This window comes from Thermosediminibacter oceani DSM 16646 (genome assembly GCF_000144645.1).
Classification (GTDB): Bacteria; Bacillota; Thermosediminibacteria; order Thermosediminibacterales; family Thermosediminibacteraceae; genus Thermosediminibacter; species Thermosediminibacter oceani.
This window is the reverse complement of sequence record NC_014377.1, coordinates 146,852-163,628: the sequence shown is the minus strand read 5'-3', so window position 1 is coordinate 163,628 and position 16,777 is coordinate 146,852. Positions and strand designations below refer to the sequence as shown.

Genomic DNA, 16,777 nt, shown 5'->3' with positions numbered 1-16,777 from the left:
CTTGGTCAAGCCCTCGACTGATTAGTACCAGTCGGCTCAAGGCCTCACGACCCTTACACCCCTGGCCTATCTACCGGGTCGTCTCCCCGGTGTCTTACCCCTTTCGGGTGGGATACCTTATCTTGGGGTGGGCTTCGCACTTAGATGCTTTCAGTGCTTATCCCTTCCGGACTTGGCTACCCAGCTGTGCCCCTGGCGAGACAACTGGTACACCATCGGTCCGTCCACCCCGGTCCTCTCGTACTAGGGGCGGATCCCCTCAAGTATCCTGCGCCCGCAGCGGATAGGGACCGAACTGTCTCACGACGTTCTGAACCCAGCTCGCGTGCCGCTTTAATGGGCGAACAGCCCAACCCTTGGGACCTGCTCCGGCCCCAGGATGCGACGAGCCGACATCGAGGTGCCAAACCTCCCCGTCGATGTGGACTCTTGGGGGAGATCAGCCTGTTATCCCCGGGGTAGCTTTTATCCGTTGAGCGACGGCCTTCCCATTCAGTACCGCCGGATCACTAAGCCCGTCTTTCGACACTGCTCGAGACGTCTCTCTCGCAGTTAGGCCACCTTATGCCTTTGCACTCATCGCGCGATTCCTAACCGCGCTGAGGTGACCTTTGGGCGCCTCCGTTACCCTTTAGGAGGCGACCGCCCCAGTCAAACTGCCCACCTGACACTGTCCCACCGCCGGCTTACGGCTCGTGGTTAGAACTTCAGCATTGGAAGAGTGGTATCCCACCGGCGGCTCCCCTGGCCCTGACGAGCCAGGTTCTCTGCCTCCCACCTATCCTGTACATCCAATGCCGAAATCCAATATCAGGCTACAGTAAAGCTCCACGGGGTCTTTCCGTCCAGCTGCGGGTAATGAGCATCTTCACTCATACTACAATTTCGCCGGGCCCCTCGTCAAGACAGCGCCCAAGTCGTTACGCCTTTCGTGCGGGTCGGAACTTACCCGACAAGGAATTTCGCTACCTTAGGACCGTTATAGTTACGGCCGCCGTTCACTGGGGCTTCGGTTCGAGGCTTCGCGGTTTCCCGCTAACCCCTCCCCTTAACCTTCCAGCACCGGGCAGGCGTCAGCCCCTATACGTCGGATTCCTCCTTAGCAGAGACCTGTGTTTTTGCTAAACAGTCGCTTGGGCCTATTCTCTGCGGCCCTTTCACCAGCAGTTTCCTACCAGCTACTCGGGCACCCCTTCTCCCGAAGTTACGGGGTCAGTTTGCCGAGTTCCTTAACGAGGGTTCTCCCGTTCGCCTTAGGATTCTCTCCTCGCCTACCTGTGTCGGTTTGCAGTACGGGCACCCTCAACCTCGCTAGAGGCTTTTCTTGGCAGTGTGGGTTCAGCCGCTTCGGTACTTTTTTTCCCTCCCCGTCACCCTTCAGCACCGCCAGACGGTTTTGCCTATCTGGCTAGCCTTTGGGTTTGGACGCGCTCTACCAACCGCGCGCTCGGCCTACCCTCCTGCGTCACCCCTTCGCTCAAACGGTCTCGGGTGGCACGGGATTGTCAACCCGTTGTCCATCGCCTACGCATTCCATGCCTCGGCTTAGGCCCCGGCTAACCCTGAGCGGACGAGCCTTCCTCAGGAATCCTTAGGCTTTCGGCGGGCAGGATTCTCACCTGCCTCTCGCTACTTATACCGACATTCTCACTTCCTACCAGTCCACCTAACCTTCCGGTTAAGCTTCGGCCCAGTAGGAACGCTCCCCTACCACGATGACCTTACGGCCATCATCCGCAGCTTCGGTGTAAGCCTTCAGCCCCGTTACATTTTCGGCGCAGCACCGCTTGACCAGTGAGCTATTACGCACTCTTTAAATGATGGCTGCTTCTAAGCCAACATCCTGGTTGTCTCAGCAGTGCCACATCCTTCCCCACTTAGGCTTACTTCGGGACCTTAGCTGACGGTCTGGGCTGTTCCCCTCTCGACTATGAAGCTTATCCCCCATAGTCTGACTCCCAACTATCCTCTGCCCGGCATTCGGAGTTTGATAGGGTTCGGTAACCTCTCGGCCCCTAGCCCATTCAGTGCTCTACCTCCGAGCAGGTCCAGTTGAGGCTAGCCCTAAAGCTATTTCGGGGAGAACCAGCTATCTCCGCGTTCGATTGGCATTTCACCCCTACCCACAGCTCATCCCATGACTTTTCAACGTCAACGTGGTTCGGGCCTCCACGGAAGGTTAGTTCCGCTTCACCCTGGCCATGGGTAGATCACGCGGTTTCGGGTCTACTGCGCCAAACTATCGCCCTCTTCAGACTCGCTTTCGCTTCGGCTCCGGTGCTCTAGCACCTTAACCTCGCTTGGCACAGTAACTCGCCGGTCCGTTCTGCAAAAAGTACGAGGTCGCTTCCGCTCCCTCTGCTTGTAGACACACGGTTTCAGGTTCTATTTCACTCCCCTCCCGGGGTTCTTTTCACCTTTCCCTCACGGTACTATGCGCTATCGGTCGCAAGGTGGTATTTAGCCTTGGAAGATGGTCCTCCCTGCTTCCCACGGGGTTCCACGTGTCCCGTGGTACTCGGGATGTGCCAGACGGCTGTCAGAGTTTCGCCTACAGGGCTGTCACCTTCTGCGGCCCCGCTTTCCAGCGGTGTTCGGCTACCCCTTCAGCTCGCCTCGCCTTACCGCCAGTCAGGCCCGGCACTCCCTCAACCCCCATCATGCAACGGTGGCGGCCTTTTACACATGATGGGTTTGGGCTCTTCCCCTTTCGCTCGCCGCTACTCAGGGAATCGCTGTTGCTTTCTTTTCCTCGGGGTACTTAGATGTTTCAGTTCCCCCGGTTCGCCTCCCATGCCTATGTGTTCAGCATGGGATACCGCAGGTTCTCCTGCGGTGGGTTCCCCCATTCGGGTACCCCCGGATCAACGCTTGCTTGCAGCTCCCCGGGGCGTTTCGCCGCTTGCCGCGCCCTTCTTCGCCCCCTCGCGCCAAGGCATCCACCGTGTGCCCTTAGTAGCTTGACCAAAAGCCTCAGACGCTCATTTTCATACCCACTGTGTAATTTTCAAGGTGCAGTTCCCTTCTAAAATTTATATAACCAAACAGTGTCACGCCCGGTCAAGCTCCTTAGAAAGGAGGTGATCCAGCCGCACCTTCCGGTACGGCTACCTTGTTACGACTTCACCCCAGTCGCTGGCCCCACCTTCGACGGCATCTTATGCCGGCTTCGGGTGTTGCCAACTCCCATGGTGTGACGGGCGGTGTGTACAAGGCCCGGGAACGTATTCACCGCGGCATGCTGATCCGCGATTACTAGCGATTCCGCCTTCATGCAGGCGAGTTGCAGCCTGCAATCTGAACTGAGACCGGTTTTTAGGGATTCGCTCCAGCTCGCGCCTTCGCTTCCCGCTGTACCGGCCATTGTAGCACGTGTGTGGCCCAGGCCATAAAGGGCATGATGATTTGACGTCATCCCCACCTTCCTCCGCCTTGTCGGCGGCAGTTCCTCTAGAGTGCCCGGCTTTACCCGCTGGCAACTAGAGGTAGGGGTTGCGCTCGTTGCGGGACTTAACCCAACATCTCACGACACGAGCTGACGACAACCATGCACCACCTGTGCAGGCTCCCTCGGTTTCCCTCGGGTCGCTCCCCTTTCGGTTCGCTACTACCTGCATGTCAAGGCCTGGTAAGGTTCTTCGCGTTGCTTCGAATTAAACCACATGCTCCACCGCTTGTGCGGGCCCCCGTCAATTCCTTTGAGTTTCAACCTTGCGGCCGTACTCCCCAGGCGGGTCACTTATTGCGTTAGCTCCGGCACGGACAGCTTGACAACTGCCCACACCTAGTGACCATCGTTTACGGCTAGGACTACCGGGGTATCTAATCCCGTTCGCTCCCCTAGCTTTCGCGCCTCAGCGTCAGGGTCGGTCCAGAGAGCCGCCTTCGCCACTGGTGTTCCTCCCGGTATCTACGCATTTCACCGCTACTCCGGGAATTCCACTCTCCTCTCCCGCCCTCAAGATCCGCAGTTTTGCAGGCACCTCCAGGGTTGAGCCCTGGCTTTTTACCCGCAACTTGCAGACCCGCCTACACGCCCTTTACGCCCAGTGATTCCGGACAACGCTCGCCCCCTACGTATTACCGCGGCTGCTGGCACGTAGTTAGCCGGGGCTTCCTCCCCGGGTACCGTCCTCTTCGTCCCCGGTGACAGGAGTTTACAACCCGAAGGCCTTCTTCCTCCACGCGGCGTCGCTGGGTCAGGGTTTCCCCCATTGCCCAAGATTCCCCACTGCTGCCTCCCGTAGGAGTCTGGGCCGTGTCCCAGTCCCAGTGTGGCCGTCCACCCTCTCAGGCCGGCTACCCGTCGTCGCCTTGGTGGGCCGTTACCCCGCCAACTAGCTGATGGGCCGCAGGCCCATCCACCACCGCTAAATCGCTTTCTTTACCAGCCATGCAGCCAGTAAAGGTATCGGGTATTACCCCCGGTTTCCCAGGGCTATCCCCGTGTGGTGGGTAGGTTGCCTACGTGTTACTCACCCGTCCGCCGCTGGGTAAATCTCGTGGAAAACCACTCAATTTACCCCGCTCGACTTGCATGTGTTAGGCACGCCGCCAGCGTTCGTCCTGAGCCAGGATCAAACTCTCAGGTTAATCCTTCCAATTAAGCCTTTCGGCTTTCCTTATCTCAATTACACACCTTTTGTCCGTTGAAACTCTCAGGCGTGACACTGTTCAGTTTTCAAGGATCTTGCGCCACAGTTATTTATATTACCACGTTTTTTGTTTTTTTGCAACACCTTTTGTCATTTTTTTCGATATCTGTGTCGTTTTTTGCTACCGTGGCGTCGCAAAGGGTAATATACCACAAAGCTGAGTCTCGTTTCAACCATTATTAATTGTCTTTATCCGGCAATTTTATGCATTAAAACCAGCGATACTTTATATACCTCATTTTTTCTACGGATTAGGACTTTGGCCTCATGGTGGGGAACAGGATGACGTCCCTTATGGAATAGGAGTCCGTAAGCAGCATTACCAGCCGATCTATGCCTATCCCGAGCCCTCCCGTCGGAGGCATTCCGTACTCCAGAGCGTTTATGAAGTCCTCATCAAAGGCATGGGCCTCCTCGTCTCCGGCCTCCCGTTCTTTTAGCTGCTGCAGGAACCTCTCCCGCTGATCGATTGGGTCGTTCAGCTCGGAAAAGGCATTTGCCGTTTCCCTGCGGGTTATAAAGAGCTCGAATCGGTAAGTGAAATCGGGGTTGTCCTCTTTTCGCTTGGCCAGAGGCGATATCTCGATGGGGTAGTCCAGTATAAAAGTAGGCTGAACCAGGTGTTCTTCCACCTTTTCCTCGAATATGGTATTTAAAACCTTGCCCCTGGTATCATTATCTCCAACTTCAAGGCCCAGTTTTCTGGCAACCGCTCTTGCCTCCTCATCGGTTTTCAGCTCGTTAAAGTCCACCCCGGCGTATTTCTTTACAGCCTCCACCATGGTCATTCTGGTCCAGGGTGGAGTGAGGTCTATTTCCTCGCCCTGATATACCACCTTCGTAGTCCCCAACACTTCTTTCGCCACGTGGGAAATCATGTCTTCGGTAAGTTCCATCATATCTTGGTAGTCAGCGTAAGCCTGGTAGAGTTCTATCATCGTGAATTCGGGATTATGCTTTATCGATATACCTTCATTCCTGAAATCCTTGCCTATCTCGTAGACCTTTTCAAAGCCGCCGACGATGAGCCTCTTTAAATAAAGCTCGGTGGCGATCCGCAGGTACAGGTCAATGTCGAGCGCGTTGTGGTGGGTTATGAAGGGCCTTGCGGCCGCACCACCCGCCAGAGGCGTGAGTACCGGCGTCTCTACCTCTATAAATCCGCGACTGTCCAGGTAGTTCCTTATAGCCCTTATTATTTTGCTTCTGGTGACGAAGGTCCTCCTCACATCGGGGTTCACGATGAGGTCCAGGTAGCGTTGGCGGTATCTTGTATCCACATCTTTCAAGCCGTGCCACTTCTCGGGCAGGGGTCTTAAAGATTTGGCCAGCACCGTTATCCTGTCGGCCATGACCGATATCTCACCTTTTTGAGTTTTGAATATTTTCCCTTCTACGCCTATAATGTCCCCGATGTCGAGTTTCTTAAAGATCTCGTAAACTTCGTCACCCACGTGGTCCTTCTTTATGTATATTTGCAGGCGGCCCTTTTCGTCCTGAATGTCAAAAAAAGCCGCCTTGCCGTGACCCCGTATGGCCATTATTCGTCCGGCTATAGAAGTCTCGCTGCCTTCGAGCTTCTCGAAGTTCTCTTTGATCTCAAGGCAGTTGTGAGTTCTAACGTATTTTTGCCCGTATGGGGCTATCCCCATGGAACGGAGTTCCTCCAGTTTCTGCAGTCTAGCCCTTATTATTTCGTTGGCTTCAAGCTCCAAATTCCCCATCAATTAACCCTCCAATTAGATTACTTCTTTATCTCTTCCACCCTGTACCTTACCTGGCCCGCCGGCACCGATATCTCGATCACGTCGCCCTTTTTGGCCCCCATAAGGGCTTTGCCGACGGGAGATTCGTTGGATATTTTGAAGTCAATGGGATTGGCTTCGGCGGAACTGACGATGGTATACTCGATGGCTTCCTCGGTATCCAGATCTCTTATCAGCACCTTGGAGCCCAGGGTAACCGTCTCGGTGGAAATGTCGGCATCATCTATAACCTTGGCATTCCTCAGCTTTTCTTCCAGCATGGCGATTTTGCCTTCGACGAAGGCCTGCTCGTTTTTGGCCTCGTCGTATTCGGAATTCTCGCTGAGGTCACCGAAGGATATGGCCTGTTTTATGCGATCGGCTACTTCTTTCCTCTTAACGGACTTGAGATACTCCAGCTCCTTTTCTAATTTTCTCAGCCCTTCCTGAGTCAATACAACTTCCTTTTTCGGCATACTCTTTCTCCCCTCTTGGATATTATAAATTTTTGAAATACATGTCTATAATATATACCTCGAGCCCCACATTTATTCTAGTATAAAACGGAAAAACCGATCGTCAGCGTCACGTTAAGCTTTCGCCGTCACCTCGACAAAACCCCCTTTTTATACTTTTGTTATTATAATGCAGCGGCTAGTCGTTGTCAAGAATTTTCTATAATTTATCGTTTTAATAGCGCCGCTTTGAGTAACCAACAGTTTTCACTGTAATATAATATGTATATAAAGTCAAAGGCTTTAATACCTCCATTTTTACGTTTGTTGACCCGATACTTTCGTTATGTTATAATCTCATAAAATGTCGCGAAGAGCTACTCTTTCGCGACTATTTACTGGAGGAGTAACTGATGAACGAAAGGGTGGAAAATTTTAAAAAAATTAAAAAGGTTTTGTGGGCTGTGCTGGGCCTTAACCTGTCGGTAGCCTTTTTGAAAATTCTGGTAGGTTACAGCATATCGTCCTCAAGCATGATGGCCGACGGCTTTCACTCCCTTTCCGACGCCAGCACCAATATAATCGGCCTCATCGGCGCCGCCCTTGCGTCGAAACCCGCCGACGCGACCCACCCGTACGGGCACGGAAAATTCGAGACTTTTACGGCTACCGGAATAGCGTTGATGCTATTCCTGGTGAGTTTCAATATAATCAAAAGCGGTATCGAAAGACTCCTTAACCCACGGATTCCCGAAGTGAATTCCTTCAGCCTTATTATCATGTTCATCACCTTGGCCGTCAATATAGGGGTAATATTATACGAGGACATGGAAGGCAAAAAGCTCCACAGCCACATTCTGATATCCGACGCCGCTCATACAAGGAGCGACTTATACGTATCATTGTCGGTTATCGCAGGCCTTATCGCAGTTAAGCTGGGATATCCAATTGTAGATCCTTTAATATCCTTTGTAATAGCCCTGCTGATATTAAAAGCCGGCATTGAGATTATAAAGGATACCAGCAGAGTCCTGTGCGACGCCGCAGTGGTCGACCCGGAAAAGATAGCTTCTTTAGTCAGGAACATAAGAGGAGTCGTGGACTGCCACGGAGTGAGAACCCGCGGGCGGGAGGACGATTTTTCCATGGACCTTCACATACTGGTAAACCCATCGATGACCGTGGAGGAATCCCACAGGCTCCACCATTCTATCGAAGAGGAAATACGCCGCAACTTCAAAGGCGCCCACCACATCCTCATCCATATAGAACCTTATCCGGACTCATCCAACCAAAATACTTAAAGGGGCCGTTACTTTTCCCCCGAAAACGGCCCTTTTTTTATTTCCCCAAGGCAGGTTCTCTTTTTACATCTCATCAAAACTTGTCGAAAAGTATTAAAAGTATGTTATAATATTAACAACTAAAGATAATATTTTAAAATGACCTTTCAATGCTAAAAATTTTTTATATTTTGCAGGAGGTGTGACCGATGAACAAAAAATTCAGCGACTTAATGGTGATTGGTTTTGCCCTCTTTGCTATGTTTTTCGGGGCAGGTAACCTGATCTTTCCGCCGTCTATAGGTTTTCAGTTGAGCAGCAAATGGTTTTTGGGCTTTTTAGGATTCATGCTTACCGGCATTGGTCTTCCACTCTTAGGCATTATTGCAATGGCTCAAAACGAAGGAAGTTTTGATAATTTTGCCGGCAAAGCAGGCAAGACTTTCGCAAATGCATTAAATTTTGTTATTGTTTTATGTATCGGACCTCTTCTTGCAATACCGAGGACGGGAGCAACTACGTATGAAATGGGTATAGCACCGATTATGCCGGATTTCAACATATTGCTGGCATGTTTAATCTATTTTGCAATAAACATATATTTTACTATTAACCAATCCAGGGTAATAGACAACGTAGGTAAAATATTAACCCCTACTCTACTTATAATGCTCGCGATAATCATAATCAAAGGAATAATAGACCCAATAGGCGGATTTACTGCTTCTAAAATACCGAATCCCTTTGGTAAATCCTTTTTAGAAGGATATCAGACAATGGATGCCCTTGCTTCTACTATTTTTGCAGGAATCATAATAAATGCAATAAAAGAAAGAGGATATAACGATGTAGGGGATAAGATCAAATTAACAATTCTTTCCGGACTAATAGCTGCCCTTGGGTTACTTTTCGTATACGGCGGTCTTATGTATCTCGGGGCTACTGCTTCGACCCTCTTTGATGGAGAAATAGGAAAGACAGTGTTATTAATTTCCATAATCGAAAAGGAATTCGGGAATTTCGGCAAAGTCGCTCTCGGGCTTGCAGTCTCTCTTGCATGCATGACCACATCGGTAGGTTTAACGGCAACTGCCGCCGAATATTTCAGCCGCTTGACAAAAAACAGGATTAGCTATAAGACCATGGTAGTAATTATATCCCTCTTCAGCGCTTTTATGGGTGCTTTTGGAGTAGAAAAGATTATTAAATTCTCAGTCCCAATTCTGGTATCGGTATATCCGGTAGTCATAGTTTTAATCCTGATGAACGCCTTTGGTCCGTTTATTAAAAATAATCGTTGCTATGTATATGCAACCATTTTTACGTTGCTGATAAGTGTTGTTGATGGATTGTCAGCAGCCGGATTAAACGTTAATAAAATATATGAAGTTATGTATTATTTGCCTTTTGCCAAAGAAGGATTCGCCTGGGTATATACAGCAATTTTTGGAATTATGCTGGGCATGATGCATTCTGCTTTCAATAAGACATTGGAAAAAGAAAATAACTAATATGAGGTCTTTCCATCTATGGACGACAAAGTCAAGGGGCCGTGACTTTTTCCCGAACGGCCCTTTCTTAACTTCCCTTTTTCATACCTTATAAAACCCTGTCGACAAGTATTAAATTATGTTATAATATTGTCAACAAAAGATAATATTTTAAAATGACCTTTTAATGCTAAAAATTTTTTATATTTTTGCAGGAGGTGTCGGCCGATGAATAAAAAACTCCAAGACGTTATTGTAATTGGCTTTGCCCTTTTTGCTATGTTTTTCGGGGCAGGTAACCTGATCTTTCCGCCGTCTATAGGTTTTCAATTGAGCAGCAAATGGTTTTTGGGATTGTTAGGATTTATGCTCACCGGTATAGGCCTTCCACTCTTAGGTATTATTACAGTGGCCCTAAACGAAGGAAGTTTTGATAATTTTGCCGGCAAAGCAGGCAAAACTTTCGCAAATGCATTGAACTTTGCTATTGTTTTATGCATCGGACCTCTTCTTGCAATACCGAGGACGGGAGCAACTACGTATGAAATGGGTATAGCACCGATTATGCCGGATTTCAACATATTGCTGGCATGTTTAATCTATTTTGCAATAAACATATATTTTACTATTAACCGATCTAAGGTAATAGATTATATAGGTAAAATATTAACCCCTACTCTACTTATAATGCTCGCTATAATCATAATCAAAGGAATAATAGACCCCATAGGCGGATTTACTGCTTCTAAAATACCGAATGCTTTTGGTAGATCCTTTATGGAAGGCTATCAAACAATGGATGCCCTCGGTTCTATAATTCTTGCAGGAATCATAGTAAATGCAGTAAGAGAAAAAGGATATGATAAGCCAGGGGATCAGATCAAATTAACAATTCTTTCCGGACTAATAGCTGCCCTTGGGTTACTTTTCGTATACGGCGGTCTTATGTATCTCGGGGCTACTGCTTCGACCCTCTTTGATGGAGAAATAGGAAAGACAGCGTTATTAATTTCCATAGTCGAAAAGGAATTCGGGAGTTTCGGCAAAGTCGCTCTCGGGCTTGCAGTCTCTCTTGCATGCATGACCACATCGGTAGGTTTAACGGCAACTGCCGCCGAATATTTCAGCCGCTTGACAAAAAACAGGATTAGCTATAAGACCATGGTAGTAATTATATCCCTCTTCAGCGCTTTTATGGGTGCTTTTGGAGTAGAAAAGATTATTAAATTCTCAGTCCCGATTCTGGTATCGGTATATCCGGTAGTCATAGTTTTAATCCTGATGAACGCCTTCGGTTCGTTTATTAAAAATAATCGTTGTTATGTATATGCAACCATTTTTACGTTGCTGATAAGTGTTGTTGATGGATTGTCAGCAGCCGGATTAAACGTTAATAAAATATATGAAGTTATGTATTATTTGCCTTTTGCCAAAGAAGGATTCGCCTGGGTATATACAGCAATTTTTGGAATTATGTTAGGCATGATGCATTCTGCTTTCAACAAGACATTGGAAAAAGAAAATAACTAATATGAGGTCTGATTTGGCATATGGAGGACAAAGTCAATGACATAATAATAGAATTTATAGAGGTGAATATTCAACCAAAGTTCATCATACCGAAGAAAATATATCGCTGGCTTACGGAAACTTTCGGGGTAAAAGTAATTTATATAATCTTTTCCATTATATTGTTGGTAATATCCTATTGCGGAATAGTATCTTTACTAAAAAGAAAATACGATGTATTTCTGATGATTATTATTGCATTTTTCATAGTATTGGGTTTTATGCTTACACTGCTCGGATGGTAGGTTTTCTATCCTTTGTCGTTAAGGAATGTAATATTGATTTATTTAAAATATTCTATTATAATATTATTAACTGAAAAGTAAAACTGAATACTCAGCGGACAGGTGCCCGTATAAGGGAGAATAGGGAATCAGGTGAAAGTCCTGAGCGGTCCCGCCACTGTGAGGGGGATATTACCTTATATAATGCCACTGGGAAACCGGGAAGGCGTAAGGTAAAGATGAACCCGAGCCAGGAGACCTGCCTGTCTTGCTTTTGCTTTCGGGATGATGGTAAAGTCCCTAGCTGTGTTTTTACGCAGTTAGGGACTTTTTTAATTAATAATCCTTAAAAGGGGGTTTTTACAATGAAACTTTTAGAAGAGGCCTTAAAAAACATAGGTGATCTGGATGAAATTTCAATGAAAAAAGCCAAAGAACGCCTGGACAACCTCACCAAACCTCGGGGTAGTCTCGGAATTCTAGAGGATTTAGCCGTAAAAATGGCAGGCATAAAAAGAGAACTCTACCCGAAAATAAAAAACAAAGTAATAACAATCATGGCGGGAGACCATGGCGTCGTAGAGGAAGGCGTAAGCGCTTTTCCCCAGGAAGTTACTCCCCAAATGATATTAAATTTTCTTTCCGGTGGAGCGGGAATAAATGTTCTTGCCCGCCACGCCGGGGCCAAAATAGTATGCGTGGATGTGGGCACCGCTGCCGATGTTTTTCATCCCGATTTGATAATAAAAAAAGTAAGGCGGGGAACGGACAACATCTCACGGGGACCCGCGATGACCAGGGAGGAAGCAATAAAGGCAATAGAGGTTGGCATTGAAACGGCATGGAACGAAATAGACAAAGGTGCCGATATTTTAGGCACCGGTGATATGGGTATAGGCAACACTACCCCGAGCAGCGCAATTTTAGCCGTATATTCCGATGAACCTCTGGAAAAATTGGTCGGCAGGGGAACGGGAATTAATGACGAAAGGCTGAAATTAAAAATCAAGGCTATAAATAGGGCTCTTGAGATAAACCAACCGGACCCCAATGACCCTATAGGAGTCCTCTCCAAGGTAGGCGGGTTGGAAATAGGGGCCATAGCCGGATGCATCCTCGGAGCCGCATCACGCAGAATACCGGTAGTTATCGATGGCTTTATATCGACGGCTGGCGCAATTATAGCAGCCAAAATCGAGCCCCTCTGTACCAATTATATGATCGCATCCCATTCTTCGGAGGAGCCGGGCCATAAAACCATGTTAAAGCTCCTGGGGCTCGAGCCGATGCTCTCCATGAGAATGAGGTTAGGAGAAGGCACGGGAGCGGCTTTAGCTTTTAACCTTGTCGAAGCAGCATTAAAAATAATCAGCGAAATGGCAACCTTCGATGAAGCGGGTGTATCCGGACAATTAGAATAAAAATTATAAGAACACCCCGAACAGGGAACATATGGTATTTGCCTTTGGTTCCGGGTTTGGGGTGTATACATTTTTAGTTTCAGTATTTTCGCTTCAATGATTTAATAAATTCTTCGACTTTGTTTTTATTTTCGGGTTGAAACTTAAAAGTTTTAGCTCACCTTGCCGGTGAGCTAAAAACCCTATAAAACTTTTTTATTTTTCACTTTTTCCGGATAGCGGGAAAGGTCCAGCACATCTTCATCAAAGAGCTTGGAAAAGTTCTTGAATTCCCGAAGGCTCAAATCACTCAGTTTCTTATTCTTCTTGATACAGTAGGAAACCATCTTCCCCACCACCTCGTGGGCTGCCCGAAAGGGCATGCCCTTTTTCACCAGGTATTCGGCGTAATAGGTGGCGTCGGAAAAGCTTTCTTCTACGGCTTTCTTCATGTTTTCCTTCTTGATCTTCATGGTGGAAAGCAATTTCGGCAGTACCTTAAGGCACCCAATCACGGTATCCGCCGTGTCGAAGAGCGGCTCTTTGTCCTCCTGCATATCCCGGTTGTATGAAAGCGGCAGGCCTTTCATCACGGTCAGGACCGACATCAGGTTGCCGAAGACCCGCCCCGCCTTCCCCCGGATGAGTTCCAGCACGTCGGGATTCTTTTTCTGCGGCATAATGCTGCTGCCGGTGGCGAAGGCGTCGTCCAGCTCTATAAAATCGAATTCGGAGGTGCTCCACAGGATCAGATCTTCGGCCATCCTGGAAAGGTGGACCATGAGTATTGCCGAACAGGATATGAATTCGATGACGAAATCCCTGTCGCTGACGGCATCTATTGTGTTTTCGTAAATTCTAGAAAACCCGAGAAGTTCCCCGGTGTATTCCCTGTCTATGGGGAGCGTGGTTCCGGCCAGGGCGCATGCCCCCAGGGGCATTATGTCGGCGCCCTTTAACGCTTTCGAAAAGCGCTCCTTATCCCTCCGGAGCATGTAATAATAGGCTTTTAAGTGCCGGGAAAGGGTCACCGGCTGCGCCCTCTGGAGATGGGTGTATCCGGGCATGACCGCATCACGGTTTTCCGCAGCCAGTTTCCGGAGTACTTTCATGAGTTCGTCGATTTTTCCGACGACCTCCGCAATCTTCTCCTTTACGTAAAGGTGTAGGTCCAGAGCCACCTGGTCGTTGCGGCTGCGGGCCGTATGGAGCTTGCCAGCTACCGGGCCTATTTTCTCAAAGAGCCGGCTTTCCACATGCATGTGTATGTCTTCCAGTTCGCAGGTGAAGGGGAATTCGCCCCGTTCTATTTCAAGCTTGATCTCCAGGAGCCCCTTTATGATCTCGGCGGCCTCTTCTTTCGGGATTATGCCGGCTCTTGCCAGCATCCTGGCGTGGGCCATACTGCCTTTTATATCCTGTTCGTAAAGTCTCTTATCAAAATCTATCGATGCGGTGAATTTTTCAACCAGATCGTCGGTTTCCTTCTCAAACCTTCCGCCCCATAGTTTTTTGCTCATGCGATTATCCCTCCGTTTGAGGCTCGTTTTTCTTATTGACCCGGGCGTAAACCTTTGTGGAAAGCCCCCACAGAGTTATGAACCCCATGGCCGCCCTGTGCTCGAACAGGTCCTCCTCGGAGTACGTGGCAAGTTTTATATCGTACAGCGAACGGGACGATTTCCTGCCCACCACCATGGCGCTGCCTTTGAAAAGCTTCACCTTAACAGTGCCGCTGACGACCTTCTGGGTTTCATCTATAAAAGCATCCAGGGCTTCCTTCAGTGGCGAATACCAGAGGCCGTTGTATATCAGCTCGGCGTATTTCCGCTCGACGCCGTACTTGAAGTGCAGCACCTCTCTCGGTAGGGTCAGGCTTTCAAGATTCCTGTGGGCGTTTATGAGTAGCAGGGATGCGGGGCATTCGTAAACTTCCCTGGACTTTATGCCTACAAGGCGGTTTTCCACGTGGTCTATCCGCCCGAAACCGTTATTGCCGGCGATCTTATTAAGCTCCTGCACCAGTTCCACCGGTGCCATTTCTTTTCCATTCAGAGCTACGGGCACGCCCTTTTCGAAGGTTATCTCAACGTAAGTGGGCTCATCCGGGGTTTTTTCCGGCGACACGGTCCACTGGAAGACCTCTTCCGGCGGCTCCACCCACGGGTCTTCCAGGACGCCACATTCTATACTCCTTCCCCAGAGATTCTGGTCTATGCTGAACGGGTTTTGCCTGCCGACGGGCACCGGGATGCCGTTATTTACTGCGTACTCTATTTCTTCTTCCCTGGACATGGGCCATTCCCTTACCGGAGCGATTACCTTCAGGTCCGGTGCCAGCGCCGCCACCGACACGTCAAATCTGACCTGGTCGTTGCCCTTTCCGGTACAGCCGTGGGCCACCGCAAAGGCCCCTTCACGCCTTGCCACATCCACCAGGAGCTTTGAGATGAGCGGCCTGGAAAGGGCTGCGCTCAGGGGGTAAACCCCTTCGTAAAGGGCGTTGGCCTTCAGGGCGAAAAATGCGTAATTTTTAATAAACTCTTCCTTTGCGTCCACCACATAACACTTTATCGCTCCAACTCTCTCAGCCTTATTTTTTATAAACTCCAGGTCCTTGCCCTCTCCCAGGTCTGCGCAGAGGGCCACCACATCACAGTTGTAATTTTCTTTTAGCCATTTTATGGCAACCGAAGTGTCGAGTCCACCCGAATAGGCGAGCACCACCTTCTTCACGATATCATCTCCCCGCTGAGAAATTTTTTATAATTATACATCATTATGTATATATATTCAACCGGTGTTATAAAAATAAATACACTGAGTGTGATTTTTTTATTATCCTGCAAGAGGAGGCGGCACTTCAAGTAGCTCACATTTGGAAATAACCCATCACACAGATTATACGTTGGGCAAAATACAATAAAAAAGGACCTCGCATAAACCGCGAAGGCCCTTTTTTCAAAGGCATTTATCTCATCTGGTGCTCTTCCAGATACTTTTCGGCTGAAACTGCCGCAATGGCTCCGTCGGCAACGGCTGTTACAACCTGGCGCAGGGATTTTTCCCTTATATCCCCTGCGGCAAAAAGTCCCGGTACGTTTGTTGCCATGTTTTCATCGGTTACTATGTAACCCCGTTCGTTCAGCTGTACCAGGTCCTTCACTATGGCGGTGTTGGGATCCCACCCGATTGCTACGAAGATGCCGTCGACGGGGACCGAGGTTTTCTCTCCCGTTTTTACGTTTCTAACGACAACTTCCTCTACGGCGTCGCCGCCCTTTATCTCGTCGACCACGGAGTCCCATATGAACTTAATCTTCTCGTTTTTGAAGGCCCTTTCCTGGAGTATTTTGGTGGCCCGAAGTTCGTTCCTGCGGTGCACCACCGTGACGCTGGTGGCAAAGTGAGTGAGGTAGATGGCCTCCCCTATGGCGGTATCGCCACCGCCCACCACCATTACGGGCCTATCAGTATAGAAAGCGCCGTCGCAGGTGGCGCAGTAGGAGACTCCCCTGCCGGTGAACTCCTTCTCGCCTTTAACCCCGAGCTTCCTTGCTTCGGCACCCATGGCGAGGATGACGGTCTTAGCCTCCAAAGTCTCGGTTTTTAGCCGGATTAGGAATTTTTCTCCTACTTTTTCGATCTTCTCCACGTTTCCGTTCAAAAACTGTGCTCCAAAACGCTCGGCCTGTTTTTTCATGGCTTCGGTTAGTTCCGCCCCGCCTATGCCCTCGGGAAAGCCGGGGTAGTTCTCGATAATGTCGGTAATTGCAGCCTGCCCGCCGGGATACATTTTTTCGATCATCACCGTGGAAAGCCTGGCGCGGGCGCCGTAAATCGCTGCCGAAAGCCCCGCCGGCCCGGCTCCGATAATGGCAAGATCGTACATAGTTTCAGCCTCCCGTTTAAGTTTACAAAGTAGGCTTTTTTAAATTTATAGTACAATTTTTAAC

General features: G+C 49.0%; 9 protein-coding genes, 2 rRNA genes and 1 riboswitch. Of the genes, 4 read left to right on the top strand and 7 right to left on the bottom strand.

Going from position 1 to position 16,777, the window contains the following annotated elements; genetic code table 11:
* Position 1 precedes the first annotated feature (1 nt).
* The 4 genes from TOCE_RS00850 to greA all read right to left on the bottom strand — a co-directional run bounded on the left by TOCE_RS00850 (position 2) and on the right by greA (position 6,876).
* Positions 2 to 2,966, bottom strand: a 23S ribosomal RNA gene (locus TOCE_RS00850).
* Between the two features lie 107 nt (positions 2,967 to 3,073).
* Positions 3,074 to 4,593: ribosomal RNA gene (locus tag TOCE_RS00845) — 16S ribosomal RNA — on the bottom strand.
* Together the 16S and 23S rRNA genes form the textbook arrangement of a ribosomal RNA operon.
* 313 nt (positions 4,594 to 4,906) lie before the next feature.
* A complete protein-coding gene (gene lysS, locus TOCE_RS00840) occupies positions 4,907 to 6,379 on the bottom strand; it encodes a lysine--tRNA ligase (RefSeq protein ID WP_013275006.1) in 1,473 nt (490 codons plus the stop codon).
* A gap of 20 nt (positions 6,380 to 6,399) precedes the next feature.
* The gene (gene greA, locus TOCE_RS00835) at positions 6,400 to 6,876 is read right to left on the bottom strand and encodes a transcription elongation factor GreA (RefSeq protein WP_013275005.1); all 477 of its coding nucleotides are present in this window, start codon (positions 6,874 to 6,876) and stop codon (positions 6,400 to 6,402) included.
* Positions 6,877 to 7,268: 392 nt separating this feature from the next.
* On the opposite strand from greA, the gene TOCE_RS00830 reads away from it, so the two are divergent.
* From TOCE_RS00830 to cobT, 4 genes are all read left to right on the top strand, one after another.
* Entirely contained in the window at positions 7,269 to 8,159 is an 891-nt protein-coding gene (locus TOCE_RS00830; protein WP_013275004.1) for a cation diffusion facilitator family transporter, read from the top strand.
* Positions 8,160 to 8,347: 188 nt separating this feature from the next.
* A complete protein-coding gene (gene brnQ, locus TOCE_RS00825; protein ID WP_013275003.1) occupies positions 8,348 to 9,649 on the top strand; it encodes a branched-chain amino acid transport system II carrier protein in 1,302 nt (433 codons plus the stop codon).
* A 207-nt stretch (positions 9,650 to 9,856) separates the two neighbouring features.
* A complete protein-coding gene (gene brnQ, locus TOCE_RS00820; RefSeq protein WP_013275002.1) occupies positions 9,857 to 11,158 on the top strand; it encodes a branched-chain amino acid transport system II carrier protein in 1,302 nt (433 codons plus the stop codon).
* A 368-nt stretch (positions 11,159 to 11,526) separates the two neighbouring features.
* A riboswitch (cobalamin riboswitch) is annotated at positions 11,527 to 11,702 on the top strand.
* Between the two features lie 84 nt (positions 11,703 to 11,786).
* Positions 11,787 to 12,842: a nicotinate-nucleotide--dimethylbenzimidazole phosphoribosyltransferase gene (cobT, locus tag TOCE_RS00810; RefSeq protein WP_013275000.1), complete on the top strand. Its 1,056-nt coding sequence runs from the start codon at positions 11,787 to 11,789 to the stop codon at positions 12,840 to 12,842.
* Positions 12,843 to 13,024: 182 nt separating this feature from the next.
* Here the strand turns inward: cobT and argH are convergent, their stop codons facing one another.
* The 3 genes from argH to trxB all read right to left on the bottom strand — a co-directional run bounded on the left by argH (position 13,025) and on the right by trxB (position 16,713).
* On the bottom strand, positions 13,025 to 14,341 hold the full coding sequence (gene argH / locus TOCE_RS00805) for an argininosuccinate lyase (RefSeq protein ID WP_013274999.1): 1,317 nt from the start codon (positions 14,339 to 14,341) through the stop codon (positions 13,025 to 13,027).
* Between the two features lie 4 nt (positions 14,342 to 14,345).
* On the bottom strand, positions 14,346 to 15,557 hold the full coding sequence (locus tag TOCE_RS00800) for an argininosuccinate synthase (protein ID WP_013274998.1): 1,212 nt from the start codon (positions 15,555 to 15,557) through the stop codon (positions 14,346 to 14,348).
* A gap of 235 nt (positions 15,558 to 15,792) precedes the next feature.
* Positions 15,793 to 16,713 (bottom strand): thioredoxin-disulfide reductase, encoded by a 921-nt coding sequence (trxB, locus tag TOCE_RS00795; protein WP_013274997.1) that lies wholly within the window; start codon positions 16,711 to 16,713, stop codon positions 15,793 to 15,795.
* Positions 16,714 to 16,777 lie beyond the last annotated feature (64 nt).

Bases quoted from the DNA above. Each gene is read 5' to 3' on its own strand.
- lysS (WP_013275006.1), bottom strand. From the start codon at position 6,379: ATGGGGAATTTGGAGCTTGAAGCCAACGAAATAATAAGGGCTAGACTG.
- greA (WP_013275005.1), bottom strand. From the start codon at position 6,876: ATGCCGAAAAAGGAAGTTGTATTGACTCAGGAAGGGCTGAGAAAATTA.
- TOCE_RS00830 (WP_013275004.1), top strand. From the start codon at position 7,269: ATGAACGAAAGGGTGGAAAATTTTAAAAAAATTAAAAAGGTTTTGTGG.
- brnQ (WP_013275003.1), top strand. From the start codon at position 8,348: ATGAACAAAAAATTCAGCGACTTAATGGTGATTGGTTTTGCCCTCTTT.
- brnQ (WP_013275002.1), top strand. From the start codon at position 9,857: ATGAATAAAAAACTCCAAGACGTTATTGTAATTGGCTTTGCCCTTTTT.
- cobT (WP_013275000.1), top strand. From the start codon at position 11,787: ATGAAACTTTTAGAAGAGGCCTTAAAAAACATAGGTGATCTGGATGAA.
- argH (WP_013274999.1), bottom strand. From the start codon at position 14,341: ATGAGCAAAAAACTATGGGGCGGAAGGTTTGAGAAGGAAACCGACGAT.
- trxB (WP_013274997.1), bottom strand. From the start codon at position 16,713: ATGTACGATCTTGCCATTATCGGAGCCGGGCCGGCGGGGCTTTCGGCA.